Here is a 16724-nt window from a genome sequence, read left to right as displayed (position 1 = left end):
GCGCTGAGCGTTTCAAAACCCCGCACCTCGGAACCCCGCGCCTCAAGCGATGGGACATCGTCGTCTCTCCTCGCTTCTTTCCTCGTACCCTGTCAGCCGGCCAGGCGGCCGACGATCGCCCCGAGGCAGGCCAGGCTCGTCGCCACGTCCCGCTTCGGCAGGTCCACGGGGCTGCGCTCGTCGAGCGCCGTGTCCTGCTCCAGCACGTACCAGCCGTCGTAGCCCGCTTCGTGCACGAAGCGAACCATGGCTTCGATGTCCACGTCACCCTCACCCAGCGGGACGTACAGACCATTGCCCACGGCCTCGGTGTAGCCGAGCGTGCCGGCGCGCACCGCTTCGGCCAGCTCACCGCGCACGTCCTTGAGGTGCAGGTGCCCGATCCGGTCCGGGTACTTCCGTGCCAGCTCGACGGGATCGGTGCCGCCGATCAGCAGATGACCGGTGTCGAGGCACAGCGCCACGTCGGAGTCGGCGAGGAACAGCTCGACCTCGGCGCGGGTCTCGGCGTGGGTGCCGACGTGGGGGTGCAGCACGGTCTTGAGGCCATGGCCGGCCGCGACGTCGCGGATCCGGCCGGCGGTGGTGATCAGGGTGGTCCACTCGGTGTCGGTGAGGGCGGGCCGTTCGTCGTAGCCGTCGAGCCCGGTCGCGGCTGCGAGCACGAGCACCTCGGCCCCGCACGCGGCGAAGAGCGCGGCGGAGTCCTCGGCTTTGGCCAGCGCGGCTTCGGGGTTTTTGTGCAGCACGACGGCGAGGAAGCCGCCGATGAGGTTGAGGCCGTGGCCGCCGAGGAGCTTCTTCAGCTCGGCCGGCTCGCGCGGCAGGTATCCGGGCGGGCCCAGCTCGGTCGCGGTGATGCCGAGCTCCGCCATCTCCCCGAGCACGGTCGGCGCGTCGAGGACCCGGCCCCAGCCCGGCACTTCGCACACCCCCCAGGAGATCGGTGCGGCGGCGATGCGGATGGTGGCGGTCATGGGAAACCCTCTCCGTGCGGTGACCCTTGGCGTTGGCCCGTTCGGTGCGCGTTGGAGCGCTCTATTGATTAGAGCGCTCCAAGCTTGTAGCGTCGGCCACACCCGAGTCAAGGGCCCGTTTCCGGCCGGTTCCGGCGGAGAGGCAAGCGAATCGTGAAGCCCACCATGGAGGACGTCGCCGCGCGGGCGGGCGTTTCCCGCGCGCTCGTGTCCCTCGTGATGCGGGGTGCGCCCAATGTTTCGGCGCTGCGCCGCGAAGCTGTGCTGAAGGCGGCTGATGAGCTGGGCTATTCGCCGCACGTGATGGCGCGCTCGCTCGCCAGCCGCACGTCGACCGTGCTCGGCGTGATGGTGAACGACCTGCGCAACGCGTTTTTCGCCGACGTGGTCGAGGGTCTCGACGCGGCGGCGCAGGCGGCCGGGTTCGACCTCATCCTCAACACCGGTGGGCGCGTGCCTTCGCGGGAGAGTGCCGCGTTGCGCAGCCTGTTGTCCTTTCGGCCGGCGGGGTTGATCCTGCTGTCGCCGGTGGTGCCCGCGTCGGAGATTGACGCCGCGGCCCGCCAATGTCCCGTGGTGCTCGTGTCGCGGACTTCGCGCGCGGCCGGGGTAGACACGGTGAACGACGACGGTGAGGCGGGCTCGGCGCTGGCCGTCGAGCACCTCGTGGGCCTGGGTCATCGCCGGATCGCGCACCTCGACGGCGGGGGAGCGGCCGGTGCCGCCGCGCGTCGGCGGGGGTTCCGGCGGGCGATGACGGCGCACGGGCTCGAACCGATCGTGGTGCGCAGCGAGCACACCGATACGGCGGGAGAGAAGGCCGTGCTGGAACTGCTGAGCACGTACGACGGGGCCGACCTGCCCACCGGGTTGGTGGCGGGCAACGACTTCAACGCCGTCGGCGCGATCTCCGCGTTGGAGGACAACGGGTTTCGCGTGCCTGGTGACGTGTCCGTGGTCGGCTACGACAACACGTCGCTGGCTTCGCTGCGGCACGTCTCACTGACCACTGTGGACCAGCCGCGTACCGAGATGGGCCGGCTGGCCTTCGAAGCCTTGCTGGAGCGCGTGCGCGGCGAGCGCACGACGCCGGTGCGGCACCTGTTGCACCCCTCCCTGGTGGTCCGCTCGACCACCGGGCGGCGTTGAGCTTTTCGCCGCACGACGTTTCCCCGCACGACAACGAGGAGGACAACCACGATGAGGTTGGGACTTGCGGGCACCGGCCGGATCGGCACCGCCCACGCCGAAACTCTGAAGAGCTTCGCCGAGGTCTCCTCGGTGGTCGTCGCCGACGTCGACCCGGCCCGTGCGCGCTCGGCGGCCGCGAAGCTGGGCGTCGAGGTCGCCGACGGGATCGACGCGTTGTTCGCGGCCGGCCTCGACGCCCTCGTCGTCACCGCGGCCACCGACGCGCACCCGGAACTCATCGTCAAGGCCGTCGACGCCGGCCTGCCCGTGTTCTGCGAGAAGCCGGTGGCCGCGGACATCGCGGGCACGCTCGCGGTGATCGACCGCATCGCCGGCTCCGACGTGCCGGTGCAGATCGGCTTCCAGCGCCGATTCGACGCCGGTTACCGGGCCGCGCGCGCCGCCGTCGCGAGCGGCGAGCTCGGCTGGCTGCACACGATCCGCGCCACCACACTCGACCCGGAACCCCCGCCCGCGGAGTACGTCCCCCACTCCGGCGGCCTCTTCCGCGACTGCGGTGTGCATGACTTCGACGTCGTCCGCTGGGTCACCGGCCGCGAGGTCACCGAGGTCTACGCCCTGGGCGCCAACCGCGGCGAGAAGTTCTTCGCCGCCGCGGGCGACGTCGACACCGCGGCCGCAACCTTGACGCTGGACGACGGCACCCTCGCCACAGTTTCGCTCACCCGCTACAACGGCGCGGGTTACGACGTGCGCTTCGAGGCCCTCGGCTCCCTCGGCAACGCCATCGTGGGCCTCGACGACCGCGCCCCGCTGCACTCCGCCGAGCCCGGCTTCGCCCCGCTGCCCGGCCCCGCGTACCCGGGCTTCATGGAACGGTTCCGCCCCGCGTACGCGGCCGAGCTGAAGACGTTCCTCTCCGTTGCCGCCCGCCGTCTCCCCAGCCCGGCGACGGCGGCGGATGCGTTGGAGGCGTTCTACGTCGCCGAGGCGTGTGAGCTTTCCCGCCACGAGCGCCGACCGGTGTCCGTGGCCGACGTCCGTCGCTAGGCTGCGCCGGCGAGGGTTTTCGGCGACACGACAGGAGCGGCCTTCAATGGACTACGTCCGGTTGGGATCGAGTGGCCTGCAGGTCTCGCGGGTGATCCTCGGGTGCATGAGTTACGGCGACCCGGGCCGGGGAGGCCACGAGTGGTCGCTGGGGCTCGACGACGCGCGGCCGTTCTTCCGGGAGGCGGTGGAGGCCGGGATCACCACGTTCGACACCGCCAACACCTACTCCGACGGCTCGAGCGAGGAGATCACCGGCAAGCTGCTGGGGGAGGTCACCCGGCGCGAAGAGGTCGTGATCGCCACCAAGGTCTACAACCGCATGGGCCCGGGCCCCAACGGCGCCGGCCTGTCGCGCGGCGCCATCATGACGCAGATCGACGCCAGCCTGCGCCGCCTCGGCACCGATTACGTGGACCTGTACCAGATCCACCGCTACGACGTGAACACCCCGATCGAGGAGACGATGGAGGTGCTGCACGACCTCGTGCGCGCCGGCAAGGTGCGGTACCTCGGCGCGTCGTCGATGTGGGCGTGGCAGTTCGCGCAGGCGCAGTACGTCGCCGACCTCGGGGGCTGGACGCGGTTCGTGTCCATGCAGGACCAGTACAACCTCATCCAGCGCGAGGAGGAGCGGGAGATGCACCCCTTCTGCCTCGACCAGGGCGTCGGCGTGCTGCCGTGGAGCCCGCTCGCGCGCGGCAAACTCACGCGCGACTGGGACGAGTCGACGAATCGCAGCGAAAGCGACCGGTTCGGCCAGAAGCTCTACTCGCAGGCCGAGGACGCCGACCGCCTGGTGTCGGGGGCGGTGGCGGAGATCGCCGCGGAGCGCGGGGTGTCGCGGGCGCAGGTCGCGCTGGCGTGGACGCTGCACAAGCCCGCCGTGACGGCCCCGATCTTCGGCGCCACCAGGCCGGGCCACGTCGCGGACGCGGTCGCCGCCGTGGACCTCGAGCTGAGTGACAAGGACCTGGAGCGGCTCGAGGAGAACTACGCGCCGCACCTGCCCGCCGGCTTCTGACCTCGTCTCCTGAAACGGCCCCCTGAAACCGGCGCGGTGGGACGGCACCCTTGCCGTGTCGTATGTTCGAACCATGCCTGGTCGTGACGAGAACGAGGCCGGCCTCGCCGGTGGCGCGGGCGGCCATACACCGCTGCTCGTGCTCGGGAAGATCACCGAGATCCTCAACGCGTTCACCCTGCGGGAGCCGTCGCTGACGTTGCGGGACATCCAGCAGGCCACCGGGATCCCGTCCTCGACGGTCCAGCGGCTGGTGACGAACCTCGTCGCCCACGGGTTCCTCGACCGGGTCGACGACCGGTTCCGGATCGGCGTGAAGATGGCGTACTGGGCGGCCGCCGCCGCGCGGGAGGTCGACGTGCTCGCGGTGGTCAACCCGGTGCTGAAGGACCTGCGTGACGTCACCGGCGAGACCGCGTGTTTCTTCCGGGTGGAGGGAGAGCACCGGGTGTGCATCGCCGTCGCCGAGACACGCCACGGGCTGCGCCGGGAGATGTCGGTCGGCCGGATCGCGCCCGTCTCGGTCGGTGCGTCGGGGCGCGTCCTGCTGGCGTGGAACCCGGACCTGACCGAGCAGGTGCTGGGCCACGAGCTGCCTCAGCTGACCGCCGGCACGGTCACCGACCGCGAAGAGCTGCGCAAGCTCATCAAGCAGACCGCTGCCGACCGGTACGCGATCACGGTGGGGGAGCGGGTCGACAGCGCGTCGGGCGTCGCGGCGCCCGTGTTCGACTCTGCCGCCGACCTGGTCGGCGCGGTCGTCGTGCAGGGCCCGACGCTACGGATGCCGTACGAGAAGTGCGTCGAGTGGGTCGACCTCGTCGTCGAGCACGCCGAGCGCATCACCCGTGCCCTCGGCGGCCGGATGCCGGACTGACGCCGGTCAGAGCGCCCACGGGAAGGCCATGGCACTGGTGCGCGCGCCCTGGCCGGCCCGCGACCGGTTCGGTTCGCCCAGCTCGTCGAGCAGGTCCCCGGCGAGGCGCACGAGGCAAGCGAACACGCACGGCGTGAGCCACTCGGGGCGCAGCGCGAACAACAGGTCCTCGGTCGCGGCGTTGCCACTGGCGCCCGGCGCGAACGGGCAGCCGCCGAGGCCGCCGAGCGCGCCGTCGACCTCGGCGGCGCCGGCGGCCAGCGCCGCGAGCGAGTTCGCGACGCCGAGCCCCCAGGTGTCGTGGCCGTGGTACACGACGCGTCGGCCCCGCCGTGCGACTTCGCCGACCAGGCTCGTGACCTGCGCGGGCACGGCTTGCCCCAGCGTGTCGCACACGACGACGTCCACGGCGCCGGCTGCACGCGGATCGTCGGCGATCGCGAGCACCCGCTCCGGGTGCACCTCGCCGCGGAACGGGCACGTGAACGACGTGGCGATGCACAGCTGCACCCGCCCGCCGCCCGCGTTCGCCACCGCCGCCGGCATGGCCGCCAGACTGTCCTCGGTGGACCGGTCGAGGTTGGCCCGGTTGTGCGCGTCCGAAGCGGAAAGGCAGTACTGGAAGTTGACCGCGCCGGCGGCCGCTGCCTTCTCGACGTGCCGTGGCGTGGCGACCCACACCCAGCAGCGCGCGAGCTCCGCCGGAGTCAGCGCGGCCAGCACCTCAGGGGTGTCGGCCAGCGACGGCACGAGGTCGGGGCGGGCCATCGAGCCCACCTCGACGGCGGGTACACCCAGCGCGAGCAGTTCGCGCACGAGGGCGATCTTGTGTTCGGTCGGGAGCGGCTTGCCCGTCAGCTGCAACCCGTCCCGCAGCGTCACGTCCCGGAGCGTCATGCCCGTCCTCCCTCGATGGCTTCGATCTCGTCGTCGCCCCGGCCGAGCACGTCGCGCAGCACCTCACGGGTGTGCGCGCCGAGATCCGGGCCCACCGAGCGCACGGGCAGCGACCGTGCGCCCAGCACCGGCACGATCCCGGGGAACCCGACGTCGGCCGGTTCGTCACCGCCGACGTCGACCGGCAACGTCTGGATCATCGCGCGGGCGCGGTACTGCTCGTCGGCGCAGATGTCGGCGGCGGTGTAGATGGGACCCGCCGGGACCGCGGCCTCGTCGAGCGCCGTGAGCACCTCCTCGCGGGTGCGTTCGGCGGTCCACTCCGAGATGGCGCGGTCGAGCTCGTCTCGCCGCGCCCACCGGCCGGCGTTGGTCGCGAGCCCCGGGTCGTCGGCGAGGTCGGGCCGGCCGATGGCCCGCATGTAGCGGCCGAAGATCGAGTCGCCGTTGCCGGCGATCACCACGCTCGTGCCGTCGGCGCACCGGTAGGCGTTGCTGGGCGCGATGCCCTCCATCCGGCCACCGACCCGCTGCCGTTCCACGCCGTGGGCGATGTGGTCGGGCACGAGCGACTCCATCATGGAGAACACCGCTTCGTGCAGGGCGACATCGACCACCCGGTCCCGTAGCGGGCCGCGCTTCCCGTTGCCCCGCACCGAGATCTCGCGCAACGCGACCAGCACACCGAACGCCGCGTACAGCCCGGCGATCGAGTCGCCGATCGACACCCCGACCCGCGACGGCGGCCGGTCTGCCTCTCCGACGAGCTCCCGCAACCCGCCGAAGGCCTCGGCCACCGCGGCGAATCCCGGTCGCTGCGCGAGGGGCCCGGTCTGCCCGAACGCGGAGATGCGCGCGAGCACGACGTCGGGGTTCGCCTCCTCGAGCCGGTCGGGGCCCAGGCCCCACGCTTCGAGCGTGCCCGGCCGGAAGTTCTCGATCACCACGTCGCAGTGCCCGACGAGGTCGAGCACTGCGGCGCGACCGTCCGGGGTCTTGAGGTCGAGCACCACGGACTTCTTGTTGCGGTTGATCGTGCGGAACAGCATCGAGGTGTCGCCCGCGTGCAGCCGCCAGTTGCGCAGCTCGTCGCCGCGGCCGGGTCGCTCGACCTTGATCACCTCGGCGCCGAAGTCCGCGAGCAGCCGTCCGGCAGTCGGCCCGGCGATGTAGTTGCCGAGTTCGAGCACTCGCACGCCCGAAAGCGGCAGCTGGGTCATCGGATCCTCTCTCGTTTCGGTCACAGCACCAGGCTCAGGGCGAGGATCGGGCCCAACGCGGTGACCGACGCGATCGAGACCCCCACCGAGCAGGTCTTCAGCGTGCCCCGCGTCGTCTGGCCCATCAGTGCTTGCAGCAGCCAGAATGTGTTGCTGGTCAGGTGCACGAGGAAGAGCGAGCCGGCGCCCGCGGCGAGTGCGATGAGTACCGGGTTGAGCCCGAGCGCCGGCGCCACCGGGGCGAGCAGGCCCGCGGCGGTGATCGCGGAGATCGTCACCGAGCCGACCGCGATGTGCAGCACCGCGGCGATCGCCCAGACCACGAGCAGCGGCGCCCACGCGCCGGCCGAGAGGTACTTGCCGAGGATGTCACCGAGGCCGACGGCCTTGATGACGGCCGCGAGCGAGCCACCGACACCGCTCAGCAGCAGGATCTGCCCGCTCTGGCGCAGTCCGGCCGCGAGCGCCTTCTCCACCCGGGGCTGGCCGGCGTACCAGCGGCCGACGAGGCACGTCCCGACGAGCCCGATCAGCAGGGCCACCATCGGCGTGGACAGCAGCGCGACGACCGGGTTCGACCAGTGCGCCATCTCGGCGATGGCTCCGGTGGCGACCAGCAGCAACGCGACGACGAGCGGGGCCAGGAGCACGAACAGCCGGGGCTCGGCCCGCTGCCGCGACTCGACGAGGGTGGCTGTGGCGCCGCCACCCGCGACAGGCTCGGCGGCCGTCGGTGCCCGGTCGTCGTCATCGGCGAGTTCGGTCTTCGGGGTTTCCGGCGCGGCGACGTCCTGCTCGTCCATGGCCGGCTTCCACCAGCCGCGCGTGAGCAGGAAGGTGGACACGAAGATCGCGACGACGACCGTCGGGATGACCACGATCAGCCCGTACAGCAAGTAGGTGCCCAGGGGCACGTGCAGCAGCCCGGCGAGCGCGAGCGCGCCGATGCCCGGAACGGTGAAGATGATGCCGCATTCCAGCCCGATCGCCAGCGCGGTGGCCATCCGCGCGGTGCCGAACTTGCCCAGCCGGGGCGCGATGCCCTTGGCCAGCGGCGCGGCGATCACCAGCAGCACGTCCAGGTAGATCGACTGCAGGAAAGTGGAGATCGTCAGCGCCAGCGCGTATGGGATCCGTTTCGGCCCGACCGCGTGCATCAGACGGTCCACGAGCCGCTCGATCGCTCTGAGATCGCGCAGGATCGCGCCCATGAGCACGCCGAAGGCGATGAGCAGGCCGATCTCGGCCATGATGTCGCCGAAGCCCGCGCTGATGGCGTCGACGGTCTTCCCGACGCCCAGCCCGGTGGCGAGCCCCAGGTAGCAGCAGCCGATCACCAGCGCGATCAGCGGGTTCAGCTTGAACCTGACGATCAGCACGGCGATCGCGATGATCGCGACCGCCGTGTTGATCAAGATTGCCGTGTCCGACATAAGAGTTTTGTCCGTCCGCTCGTGCGACGTTGCACACTGTCCGCCCGGCTCCCGGGTAAGTTGGCCCGAATTATGGGCACATGTTCACGATGTGGGTCAAGGCGATGAGGGCAAAACGTCGTTATGGCCCCCACAGGGGATAAATCTTCCTAAACCGGACGCAGCTGAGGTTCGGTGCGTGGGGTGCCTGCGAGCGAGTGCGGTCAGGGACGGAGCAGCTTGCGGGCCGAGCGGGCCACCAGGTCGGCAGCCTTCGGCGGCGGCGTCCGGCCGCCGGTGAGGTAGCGGTGGACCACGGCACGCGGAACCTCGACGAGCGCCAGCACCACGTCTTCCGCGGTGCAGCCGGTGGAGGACGGCAGCGTCGCCGTGGCGTGTTTGATGGCGGCTTTCAGTTCGTTCTCGGCCCGCGTGAGGTCGGCGGTTGCGGACGGGGACCAGTCGGCCGGGGAGAACGCCTGCTTCCCCGCGTCCAGCACGTGCGCGCCGGCCGGGTGGCGGCGGCACCAGTGGACGACGCTGGCGGCGGCGGCGATGGCGTCGTCCACTGACGGGGTCGGGCCCAGCAGGGTTATGAAGTCGTCCTGGAAGTCGCGCAGTGTCGTGATCCACAGGGCGGCCAGGAGTTCCGGGCGGTCGGCGAAGCGGTGGTAGATCGAGCCGTTCGGGGCGCCCGCGGCTTTCGCCGTGGCGGCCATCGTCACGGCGCGCGCGCCGCCCCCGGCGAACAGTGTGGTGGCCGCGTCGAGGAACTGCGCGGTCGTGTAAACCGGAGGCCTGCCCATGTTGTGGAGACTATGCTCTAATACGTTATGGAGGAAAGTCTCTAGAACGGAGCTGTCCCATGGCTGTGCTCAACGTTCACGCTCGCGAGTTCCCCGTGCCCGCCGCCGAGGCGGGTGCCCTGCTCGACACGCTCGGCGCGCCCGGCGATCGGCTGTGGCCGGGCGAGCTGTGGCCGCCGATGCGGTTCGCCGGCCCGGTCGCGCCCGGTGTCCCGGGTGGCCACGGGCCGGTGCACTACGTCGTCGAAAGATTCCATGAAGGACGGTCATTGAGTTGCCGATTCACGGCTCCGCAAGGGATCGACGGGTTCCACGAGTTCCTCGTGCGGGACACTTCGGACGGTTGTGAGCTTCGGCACGTGCTCGCGGCGCACCTGCACGGTGCCGCGCGGATCACCTGGCCGCTGTTCTGGCGGCCGCTGCACGACGCGCTGATCGAGGACTGTCTCGACCAGGCGGAACGGGTGCTGACCGGCGGTGTCGTGACGCCGGCGCAGTGGTCGCCGTACGTCCGGTTGCTCCGCGAAGCCGGGAAGACGTTGGTAAGCCGTATTACCAGGTCGCGCGACCAAGATCCTCGTGCCAAGCTCCGTGCGTGACCGGAGCTTCCGATTCCGAGATCGTGCTGACCCCCCTCGACGAGCCGGCCTTGCACCGGCTGCTCGAGGCCGCGGTCGCCGACGCCGACCCCCTCGAGGTGATGCCTCCGGTGGAGGGCCCGCCGGGCTGGACGCCCGAGCGGCGCGAGGCGTTCCTGGCGTTCCACCGGCGGCGCTGCCTCGACCCGGACACCGCGATCGAAACCACGTGGCTCGTGGAGCTCGACGGCCGTGCGGCCGGGGCGGCGCGGCTGCGGCCGGTGCACGGGCCGTCGGCCGTCGCGGTGGAGGCCGGTGTGTGGCTGGGCCGCTCGGTGCGCGGGCGCGGCATCGGCAAGCGCGTGACGGAAGTGCTGCTCGAAGCCGCGCGCGACGGTGGCGCGGCGAGGTTCATCGCCTCGACCACCGTGGACAACACCGCCGCCCGCCGCCTGCTCACCGGCACGGGCGCGGACCTCGACGTGCACGGCGCGGACGTGGACGCCAGCCTCGAACTCTGACCCGCCGACCCGAGAAGACGAGCCGTGGCCCGCCTCCCGGACGCGGGGGAGGCGGGCCACGGCGCCACGACCAAAACCAGCTCAGTCCAGCTGCAGCTCGGGCGAGTACATGTCGAACCAGTGGTAGAGGTCCAGCGCGCGGTCCAGGCCGGTGCGCTGCGAAGACTCCATCGTGGCCGGGTCCACTTCGGACACCTTCGTGAGCCACTCGCGGTTCACCAACTGGAACACCGGGTTGTCCCGCTCCGTCAGCACTTCCTTCACCTGTTGCTGCAGCGCGGCCGCGTAGCCCGGGTCCTGAGTGGACGGATAAGGGCTCTTCACCCGGTCCCGCACGGAGTCCGGCAGCACGTGTTTGGTCGCGTGCCGCAGCAGGCTCTTCTCGCGGCCGTCGAACGTCTTCAGCGACCACGGGGTGTTGTACACGTACTCCACGAGCCGGTGGTCGCAGAACGGGACGCGCACTTCCAGGCCCACCGCCATCGACGCGCGGTCCTTGCGGTCGAGCAGCATCCGCACGAACCGGCTGAGGTGGAGGTTGCAGATCGTGCGCATCCGGGCCTCGCGCTCCGACTCGCCGTCGAGGTGCTCCACCTGCGCGACGGCGGTGCGGTACTGGTCCGCCACGTAGTCCTCGAGGTTCAGTGTCGCGGCGACGTCGGGCCTGAGCAGCGCTTCCCGCCGGCTCATCAGGCCGTTGCGGAAGGCCAGCCACGGGAAAGTGTCGGCGTTCACGGTGGCTTCGTCGTGGAACCAGCGGTAACCGCCGAACACCTCGTCGGCCGACTCGCCCGAGAGTGCCACCGTGGACTCGCCGCGGATCGCTTTGAACAGCAGGTACAGCGACGTGTCCATGTCACCGAGGCCGGCGGGGATGTCGCGGGCGGTGAGCACGGCGCGGCGCACGGCCGGGTCGGACAGCTCGGCCGGGTTGAGCACCACGTCCTGGTGCGCCGAGCCGACGAGCTTCGCGACGTCGCGGATGAACGGCGAGTCGGCGGTGTCGCGCATCTCGTCCGGCTTGAAGTTCTCCTCCTGGCCGAAGAAGTCGACCGAGAACGTGCGCAACTGCTCACCCTGCTCGGCCAGCCGCGCGGCGGCGAGACCCGTCACGGCGCTGGAGTCGAGGCCGCCCGAGAGCAGCACGCAGCGCGGCACGTCGGCCACCAGTTGGCGGTTCACGATGTCGGTCATCAGCTCGCGCACGCGCGCGACAGTGGTTTCCTGGTCGTCCGTGTGCTGCTTCGCGTCGAGCTTCCAGTACGTGCGCGTGCGGATGCCGTCCTTCGACACCGTGACGATCGTGCCCGGCTCGACCTCGCTCATGCCCTTCCACAGCGACCAGCCCGGCCGCTTGGTGAACCCCAGCAGCTCGCGCAGCCCGTCGGTGTCCACGGCCTTGCGCGCCAGCGGGTTGGCCAGGATCGCCTTGGGTTCCGAGCCGAACAGCACTCCGTCGCGCGTCGGGTAGTAGTAGAACGGCTTGATCCCCATGCGGTCGCGGATCATCACGAGCTTCTGGTCGCGCTCGTCCCAGATCGCGAACGCGTACATGCCGTTCAGGTGGTCGACGACCGCGTCGCCCCACTGCAGGTACCCGTGAAGCACCACCTCGGTGTCGCTGTCGGTCTCCCACGTGTGCCCGAGCTTCGTGAGTTCTTCACGAAGTTCGGTGAAGTTGTAGGCCTCGCCGCTGTAGACCATGGAGATCTCGCCGTTGGGCGTGCGCAGGCTCATGGGCTGCCGGCCGCCCGGCAGGTCGATGATCGCGAGCCTGCGGTGCCCGAGCGCCACGTTGCGGCGCACCCACGTGCCGCGGTCGTCCGGGCCGCGGCACGCCATCGTCTCTGTCATCGCGTCGACGATCTCCTGCCGTTGTAACAGGTCAGAGTCGTAGGAAACCCAGCCGGCGATTCCGCACATCCGCGTGCCTCCGTGATTTTGCTTAGGTAATACAACTATTCGAAACACTGGTGTAACACAGCCGGGCGGGCCATGTCTGCCCGAATTGCACGCTCCGTCGTAGATCCACTACAGATTGTGGCGTGAGTCACTCACCAACTACTTGGCGTCACCGGTCAAGATCAACCGAACGCCAGGGGTACCAGGCGAACGGCGGTGGCGGGGGTCACCCGGCGTCAAGAACGCGTAAATGGCCCAGGAGGCCGCGTCAAGGAGGCGTCAGACCGTCTCCATCACGCAGCGCTACGACCGCACAGTTGCGACGTCCAACGGTCACCCGCCCCGGGTGACCTGTCTTGAGAGGTGCCTTGTGGCCGACTTGTTGTACGTCTTGCTGACGATCGGCGTGTTCGTGGTTCTGGCCCTGACCCTGCGCGGGATGGAGAAGCTGTGAGCGGCGCGGGCACCGTGGCCAACATCGTCGGCGGACTGCTGGCGCTGGGCCTGATCATCTACCTGTTCATCGCACTGGTGAGGCCGGAGAAGTTCTGATGAGTGATGTCGGTGCCGGCCTCGTCCAGGTCGGTCTACTGCTGCTCGCCCTCGCGGTGGTCTACAAACCGCTCGGCGATTACATGGCCAGGGTCTTCTCGAGCGAGAAGCACTGGAAGATCGAAAAAGGAATCTACAAGGTCGTCCGGGTCAATCCGGACGCCGAGCAGCACTGGAAGACCTACGCGTCGGGGGTTCTCGGCTTCTCCTTCGCGTCGGTGATCGTGCTGTACCTCCTGCAGCGCTTGCAGGAGGTGCTGCCGTGGAACTTCGGGCGCGGCGCGGTTTCGCCGTCCGTCGCGTTCAACACGGCCGCGAGCTTCGTGGCCAACACCAACTGGCAGTCCTACGTCCCCGAGACGACGATGGGCCACTTCGTGCAGATGGCCGGTCTCACCGTGCAGAACTTCCTGTCGGCGGGTGTGGGTCTGGCCGTCGCGATCGCGGTGACCCGCGGGTTCATCCGTTCGAAGACCGACCGCCTCGGCAACTTCTGGGTGGACCTCGTGCGCGGCTCGATCCGCGTGCTGTTGCCGATCGCCTTCGTCTTCGCCATCGTGCTCGTCGCGCTCGGCGTGATCCAGAGCCTGCACTCGGGTGTCGCGGTCACCAACCCCGACGGCAGCCAGAGCACCATCGCGCTGGCACCGGCCGCGAGCCAGGAGACGATCAAGGAGCTCGGCACCAACGGTGGCGGCATCCTCAACGCGAACTCCGCGCACCCGTTCGAGAACCCGAACGCGTGGACCAACCTGATCGAGCTGTTCCTGATCCTCGTGATCCCGGTCAGCCTCACCCGCACGTTCGGCAAGCTGGTCGGCAACAAGAAGCAGGGCTACGTCCTGCTCTCGGTCATGGGTGCGATCTGGGGCGCGATGCTGGTCCTGATCTGGACCTCGGAGTCCTTCACCAACAGCCCCGCCGCGCTCGCCGCGGGAGCCAATATGGAGGGCAAGGAACAGCGCTTCGGGCTGAGTCTCACGTCGATCTTCGCCGATACGACCACCGGCACGTCGACCGGAGCGATCAACGGCGCGCACGACAGTCTTTCCGGCCTCGGCGGTGGCGGCGCGCTGCTGAACATGCTGTTCGGCGAGATCTCGCCGGGCGGCGTCGGCACGGGCCTCTACGGCATCCTCGTGATGGCCGTGATCGCGATGTTCCTCGCGGGTCTGATGGTCGGGCGCACGCCGGAGTACCTCGGCAAGAAGCTCGGCAAGCGCGAAGTCACGGCCGCCGCGATCTCGATGCTCGCCATGCCGACCCTCGTGCTCGTCGGCGCCGGGATCTCGCTGGCCCTGCCCTCCACGCAGAGCGCGCTCGGCAACCCCGGCGCGCACGGCCTGTCGGAGATCCTCTACGGCTACGCCTCGACTGCCAACAACAACGGCAGCGCGTTCGGCGGCCTGACCGCGACGAGCGACTGGTTCCAGTCCTCGTTCGGCGTCGCCATGCTGCTCGGCCGGTTCATCCCGATCATCGCCGTGCTCTGCCTGGCCGGTTCGCTGGCCCGGCAGAAGAAGGTTCCCGAAACCGCCGGCACCCTGCCCACCACCGGACCGCTGTTCGCCACGATGCTCACCGGAACCATCGTCCTCGTCGCGGCCCTCACTTTCGTCCCCGCGCTCGCGCTCGGGCCCGTTGCGGAGGCGTTGGCATGACAGTCACCGAAACCCCTCGAAGTCCCCTGGAAGACCAGCAGCACCACGCGGAGAACGCGGGCCGCGTCGGAGCGGGTGCGTTCAACGCGCGCCAGCTCTGGATTTCCCTGCCCGAGGCGCTGCGCAAGCTCAACCCCAAGCACCAGCTGAAGAACCCCGTGATGTTCGTGGTGTGGGCGGGTTCGGCCCTCACCACGGTGTTCGCGATCGTCGACCCGAGCATGTTCGCGATCCTGGTCGCGATCTGGCTCTGGCTCACGGTGCTGTTCGCGAACCTGGCCGAGGCCGTCGCCGAAGGGCGCGGCAAGGCGCAGGCCGAGTCGCTGCGCAGGTCCAAGAAGGAAACGGTGGCGCGCCGGCTCACCGAGGACGGGTCCGAAGAGGCCGTGCCCGGTGTCGACCTGCGCATCGGCGACCTGGTGGTCGTCGAGGCCGGCCAGATCATCCCCGGCGACGGCGACGTCGTCGAGGGCATCGCGACCGTCGACGAGTCGGCCATCACGGGCGAGTCGGCCCCGGTCATCCGCGAGTCGGGCGGCGACCGCTCGGCCGTGACCGGTGGCACCACGGTGCTGTCGGACCGGATCGTCGTGAAGATCACGACCAAGCCCGGTGAGTCCTTCGTGGACCGGATGATCGCCTTGGTGGAAGGCGCTTCCCGCCAGAAGACCCCCAACGAGATCGCGCTCACGATCCTGCTGTCCACGCTGACGATCATCTTCCTGCTCGCCGTGGTGGCGCTGCAGCCGATGGCCGGGTACTCGGGCAAGCAGCAGACGGTGATCGTGCTGACCGCCCTGCTGGTCTGCCTGATCCCGACCACGATCGGCGCGCTGCTCAGCGCCATCGGCATCGCGGGCATGGACCGGCTGGTGCAGCGCAACGTGCTCGCCACGTCCGGCCGCGCGGTGGAAGCCGCGGGTGACGTCTCCACGCTGCTGCTCGACAAGACGGGCACGATCACCTTCGGCAACCGCAAGGCCACCGAACTGATCCCCGTCAGCGGGTCCACAATGGACGACCTGGCCCGCGCGGCCCGGCTGTCCAGCCTCGCCGACGGCACGCCCGAGGGCCGCAGCATCATCGAGCTGATCGCGGCGAACCACGGCCTGCCCGAAAAGGCCGGTGACAACGAGAAGCTCGCCGAGTTCGTGCCCTTCACGGCGCAGACGCGGATGAGCGGTGTCGACCTCGGCGACCGCGAGGTCCGCAAGGGTGCCACCTCGGCCGTGCGCCAGTGGGTGCGCGAGCGCGGCGGCGCGATGCCGGACGAGACCGAGCGGATCGTCGACGAGATCAGCCAGCAGGGCGGCACGCCGCTGGTGGTGGCGGAGTCGGCCGGCGGACGCGCGTTCGTGCGCGGCGTGATCCGGCTCTCCGACGTGGTCAAGCCGGGCATGAAGGAGCGGTTCACCGAACTGCGGGCCATGGGCATCAAGACGGTGATGATCACGGGCGACAACCCGCTCACCGCCAAGGCCATCGCCGAGGACGCAGGCGTCGACGACTACCTCGCCGAGGCCAAGCCCGAGGACAAGATGGCGCTCATCAAGAAGGAGCAGGAAGGTGGGCGGCTCGTCGCGATGACGGGTGACGGCACGAACGACGCTCCCGCGCTGGCGCAGTCGGACGTCGGCGTCGCGATGAACACGGGCACGTCGGCCGCGAAGGAGGCCGGCAACATGGTCGACCTCGACTCGAACCCGACCAAGCTCATCGAGATCGTGGAGATCGGCAAGCAGCTGCTCATCACGCGCGGCGCGCTCACCACCTTCAGCGTGGCCAACGACCTCGCGAAGTACTTCGCCATCCTGCCCGCGATGTTCACGTCCATCTTCGCCCAGCTGGGCGCGCTGAACATCATGCACCTGGCGACCCCGCAGTCGGCCATCCTCTCGGCCGTCATCTTCAACGCGCTGATCATCGTGATCCTGATCCCGCTCGCCCTGCGCGGCGTGCGCTACAAGCCCTCATCGGCTTCCGCGCTGCTGCGCCGGAACCTGCTCATCTACGGCCTCGGCGGCATCGTGAGCCCGTTCCTCGGGATCTGGATCATCGACCTGATCGTGCGCCACATCCCTGGAATCGGGTGAAT

At 69.8% G+C, this 16724-nt stretch carries 16 protein-coding genes; 10 read left to right on the top strand and 6 right to left on the bottom strand.

Going from position 1 to position 16724, the window contains the following annotated elements; translation table 11 throughout:
• Positions 1–92: 92 nt before the first annotated feature.
• A complete protein-coding gene (locus AB0M56_RS32275; RefSeq protein ID WP_364183009.1) occupies positions 93–977 on the bottom strand; it encodes a sugar phosphate isomerase/epimerase in 885 nt (294 codons plus the stop codon).
• 150 nt (positions 978–1127) lie between these two features.
• On the opposite strand from AB0M56_RS32275, the gene AB0M56_RS32270 reads away from it, so the two are divergent.
• The 4 genes from AB0M56_RS32270 to AB0M56_RS32255 all read left to right on the top strand — a co-directional run bounded on the left by AB0M56_RS32270 (position 1128) and on the right by AB0M56_RS32255 (position 5080).
• Positions 1128–2126, top strand: a complete 999-nt coding sequence (locus AB0M56_RS32270) for a LacI family DNA-binding transcriptional regulator (RefSeq protein ID WP_364183180.1) — start codon at positions 1128–1130, stop codon at positions 2124–2126.
• 51 nt (positions 2127–2177) lie between these two features.
• Positions 2178–3179, top strand: a complete 1002-nt coding sequence (locus AB0M56_RS32265; protein ID WP_364183006.1) for a Gfo/Idh/MocA family oxidoreductase — start codon at positions 2178–2180, stop codon at positions 3177–3179.
• A 46-nt stretch (positions 3180–3225) separates the two neighbouring features.
• Positions 3226–4203, top strand: coding sequence for an aldo/keto reductase (locus AB0M56_RS32260; RefSeq protein WP_364183003.1), 978 nt, complete (start codon positions 3226–3228; stop codon positions 4201–4203).
• A 73-nt stretch (positions 4204–4276) separates the two neighbouring features.
• Positions 4277–5080 (top strand): IclR family transcriptional regulator, encoded by an 804-nt coding sequence (locus AB0M56_RS32255; RefSeq protein WP_364183000.1) that lies wholly within the window; start codon positions 4277–4279, stop codon positions 5078–5080.
• A 6-nt stretch (positions 5081–5086) separates the two neighbouring features.
• Here AB0M56_RS32255 and AB0M56_RS32250 read toward each other — a convergent pair whose 3' ends face one another.
• The 4 genes from AB0M56_RS32250 to AB0M56_RS32235 all read right to left on the bottom strand — a co-directional run bounded on the left by AB0M56_RS32250 (position 5087) and on the right by AB0M56_RS32235 (position 9415).
• On the bottom strand, positions 5087–5977 hold the full coding sequence (locus tag AB0M56_RS32250; protein ID WP_364182999.1) for a hydroxymethylglutaryl-CoA lyase: 891 nt from the start codon (positions 5975–5977) through the stop codon (positions 5087–5089).
• Positions 5974–7197, bottom strand: a complete 1224-nt coding sequence (locus tag AB0M56_RS32245; protein ID WP_364183177.1) for a CaiB/BaiF CoA-transferase family protein — start codon at positions 7195–7197, stop codon at positions 5974–5976. Before AB0M56_RS32245 ends, AB0M56_RS32250 begins: the two co-directional genes overlap by 4 nt.
• 20 nt (positions 7198–7217) lie before the next feature.
• A complete protein-coding gene (locus AB0M56_RS32240; RefSeq protein ID WP_364182996.1) occupies positions 7218–8630 on the bottom strand; it encodes an SLC13 family permease in 1413 nt (470 codons plus the stop codon).
• 203 nt (positions 8631–8833) lie between these two features.
• Positions 8834–9415: a TetR/AcrR family transcriptional regulator gene (locus AB0M56_RS32235; protein WP_364182993.1), complete on the bottom strand. Its 582-nt coding sequence runs from the start codon at positions 9413–9415 to the stop codon at positions 8834–8836.
• A 59-nt stretch (positions 9416–9474) separates the two neighbouring features.
• Here AB0M56_RS32235 and AB0M56_RS32230 point away from each other — a divergent pair, with 59 nt between their 5' ends.
• The gene (locus AB0M56_RS32230) at positions 9475–10014 is read left to right on the top strand and encodes an SRPBCC family protein (protein ID WP_364182990.1); all 540 of its coding nucleotides are present in this window, start codon (positions 9475–9477) and stop codon (positions 10012–10014) included.
• Positions 10011–10514 carry a GNAT family N-acetyltransferase gene (locus tag AB0M56_RS32225; protein WP_364182987.1) on the top strand — a complete coding sequence of 168 codons (504 nt, stop codon included), beginning with the start codon at positions 10011–10013 and terminating at the stop codon, positions 10512–10514. The genes AB0M56_RS32230 and AB0M56_RS32225 overlap by 4 nt, the downstream gene beginning before the upstream one ends.
• Before the next feature lie 81 nt (positions 10515–10595).
• Here AB0M56_RS32225 and asnB read toward each other — a convergent pair whose 3' ends face one another.
• Positions 10596–12437 (bottom strand): asparagine synthase (glutamine-hydrolyzing), encoded by a 1842-nt coding sequence (asnB, locus tag AB0M56_RS32220; RefSeq protein ID WP_364182984.1) that lies wholly within the window; start codon positions 12435–12437, stop codon positions 10596–10598.
• Between the two features lie 229 nt (positions 12438–12666).
• Here asnB and AB0M56_RS32215 point away from each other — a divergent pair, with 229 nt between their 5' ends.
• From AB0M56_RS32215 to kdpB, 4 genes are read left to right on the top strand one after another with little or no spacing between them, the layout of a single operon-like run.
• Positions 12667–12870, top strand: a complete 204-nt coding sequence (locus tag AB0M56_RS32215) for a hypothetical protein (RefSeq protein ID WP_364182983.1) — start codon at positions 12667–12669, stop codon at positions 12868–12870.
• Complete coding sequence (gene kdpF, locus AB0M56_RS32210; RefSeq protein WP_326569282.1) at positions 12867–12968, top strand: K(+)-transporting ATPase subunit F; 102 nt, start codon at positions 12867–12869, stop codon at positions 12966–12968. Before AB0M56_RS32215 ends, kdpF begins: the two co-directional genes overlap by 4 nt.
• The gene (kdpA, locus tag AB0M56_RS32205; protein ID WP_364182980.1) at positions 12968–14629 is read left to right on the top strand and encodes a potassium-transporting ATPase subunit KdpA; all 1662 of its coding nucleotides are present in this window, start codon (positions 12968–12970) and stop codon (positions 14627–14629) included. Before kdpF ends, kdpA begins: the two co-directional genes overlap by 1 nt.
• Entirely contained in the window at positions 14626–16722 is a 2097-nt protein-coding gene (kdpB, locus tag AB0M56_RS32200; protein WP_364182978.1) for a potassium-transporting ATPase subunit KdpB, read from the top strand. Before kdpA ends, kdpB begins: the two co-directional genes overlap by 4 nt.
• Positions 16723–16724 lie beyond the last annotated feature (2 nt).

This window comes from Amycolatopsis sp. NPDC051372, assembly GCF_040682095.1.
Lineage (GTDB): Bacteria > Actinomycetota > Actinomycetes > Mycobacteriales > Pseudonocardiaceae > Amycolatopsis.
Note: the sequence above shows the minus strand (reverse complement) of the source record. Positions and strands in the feature narration are given on the sequence as shown.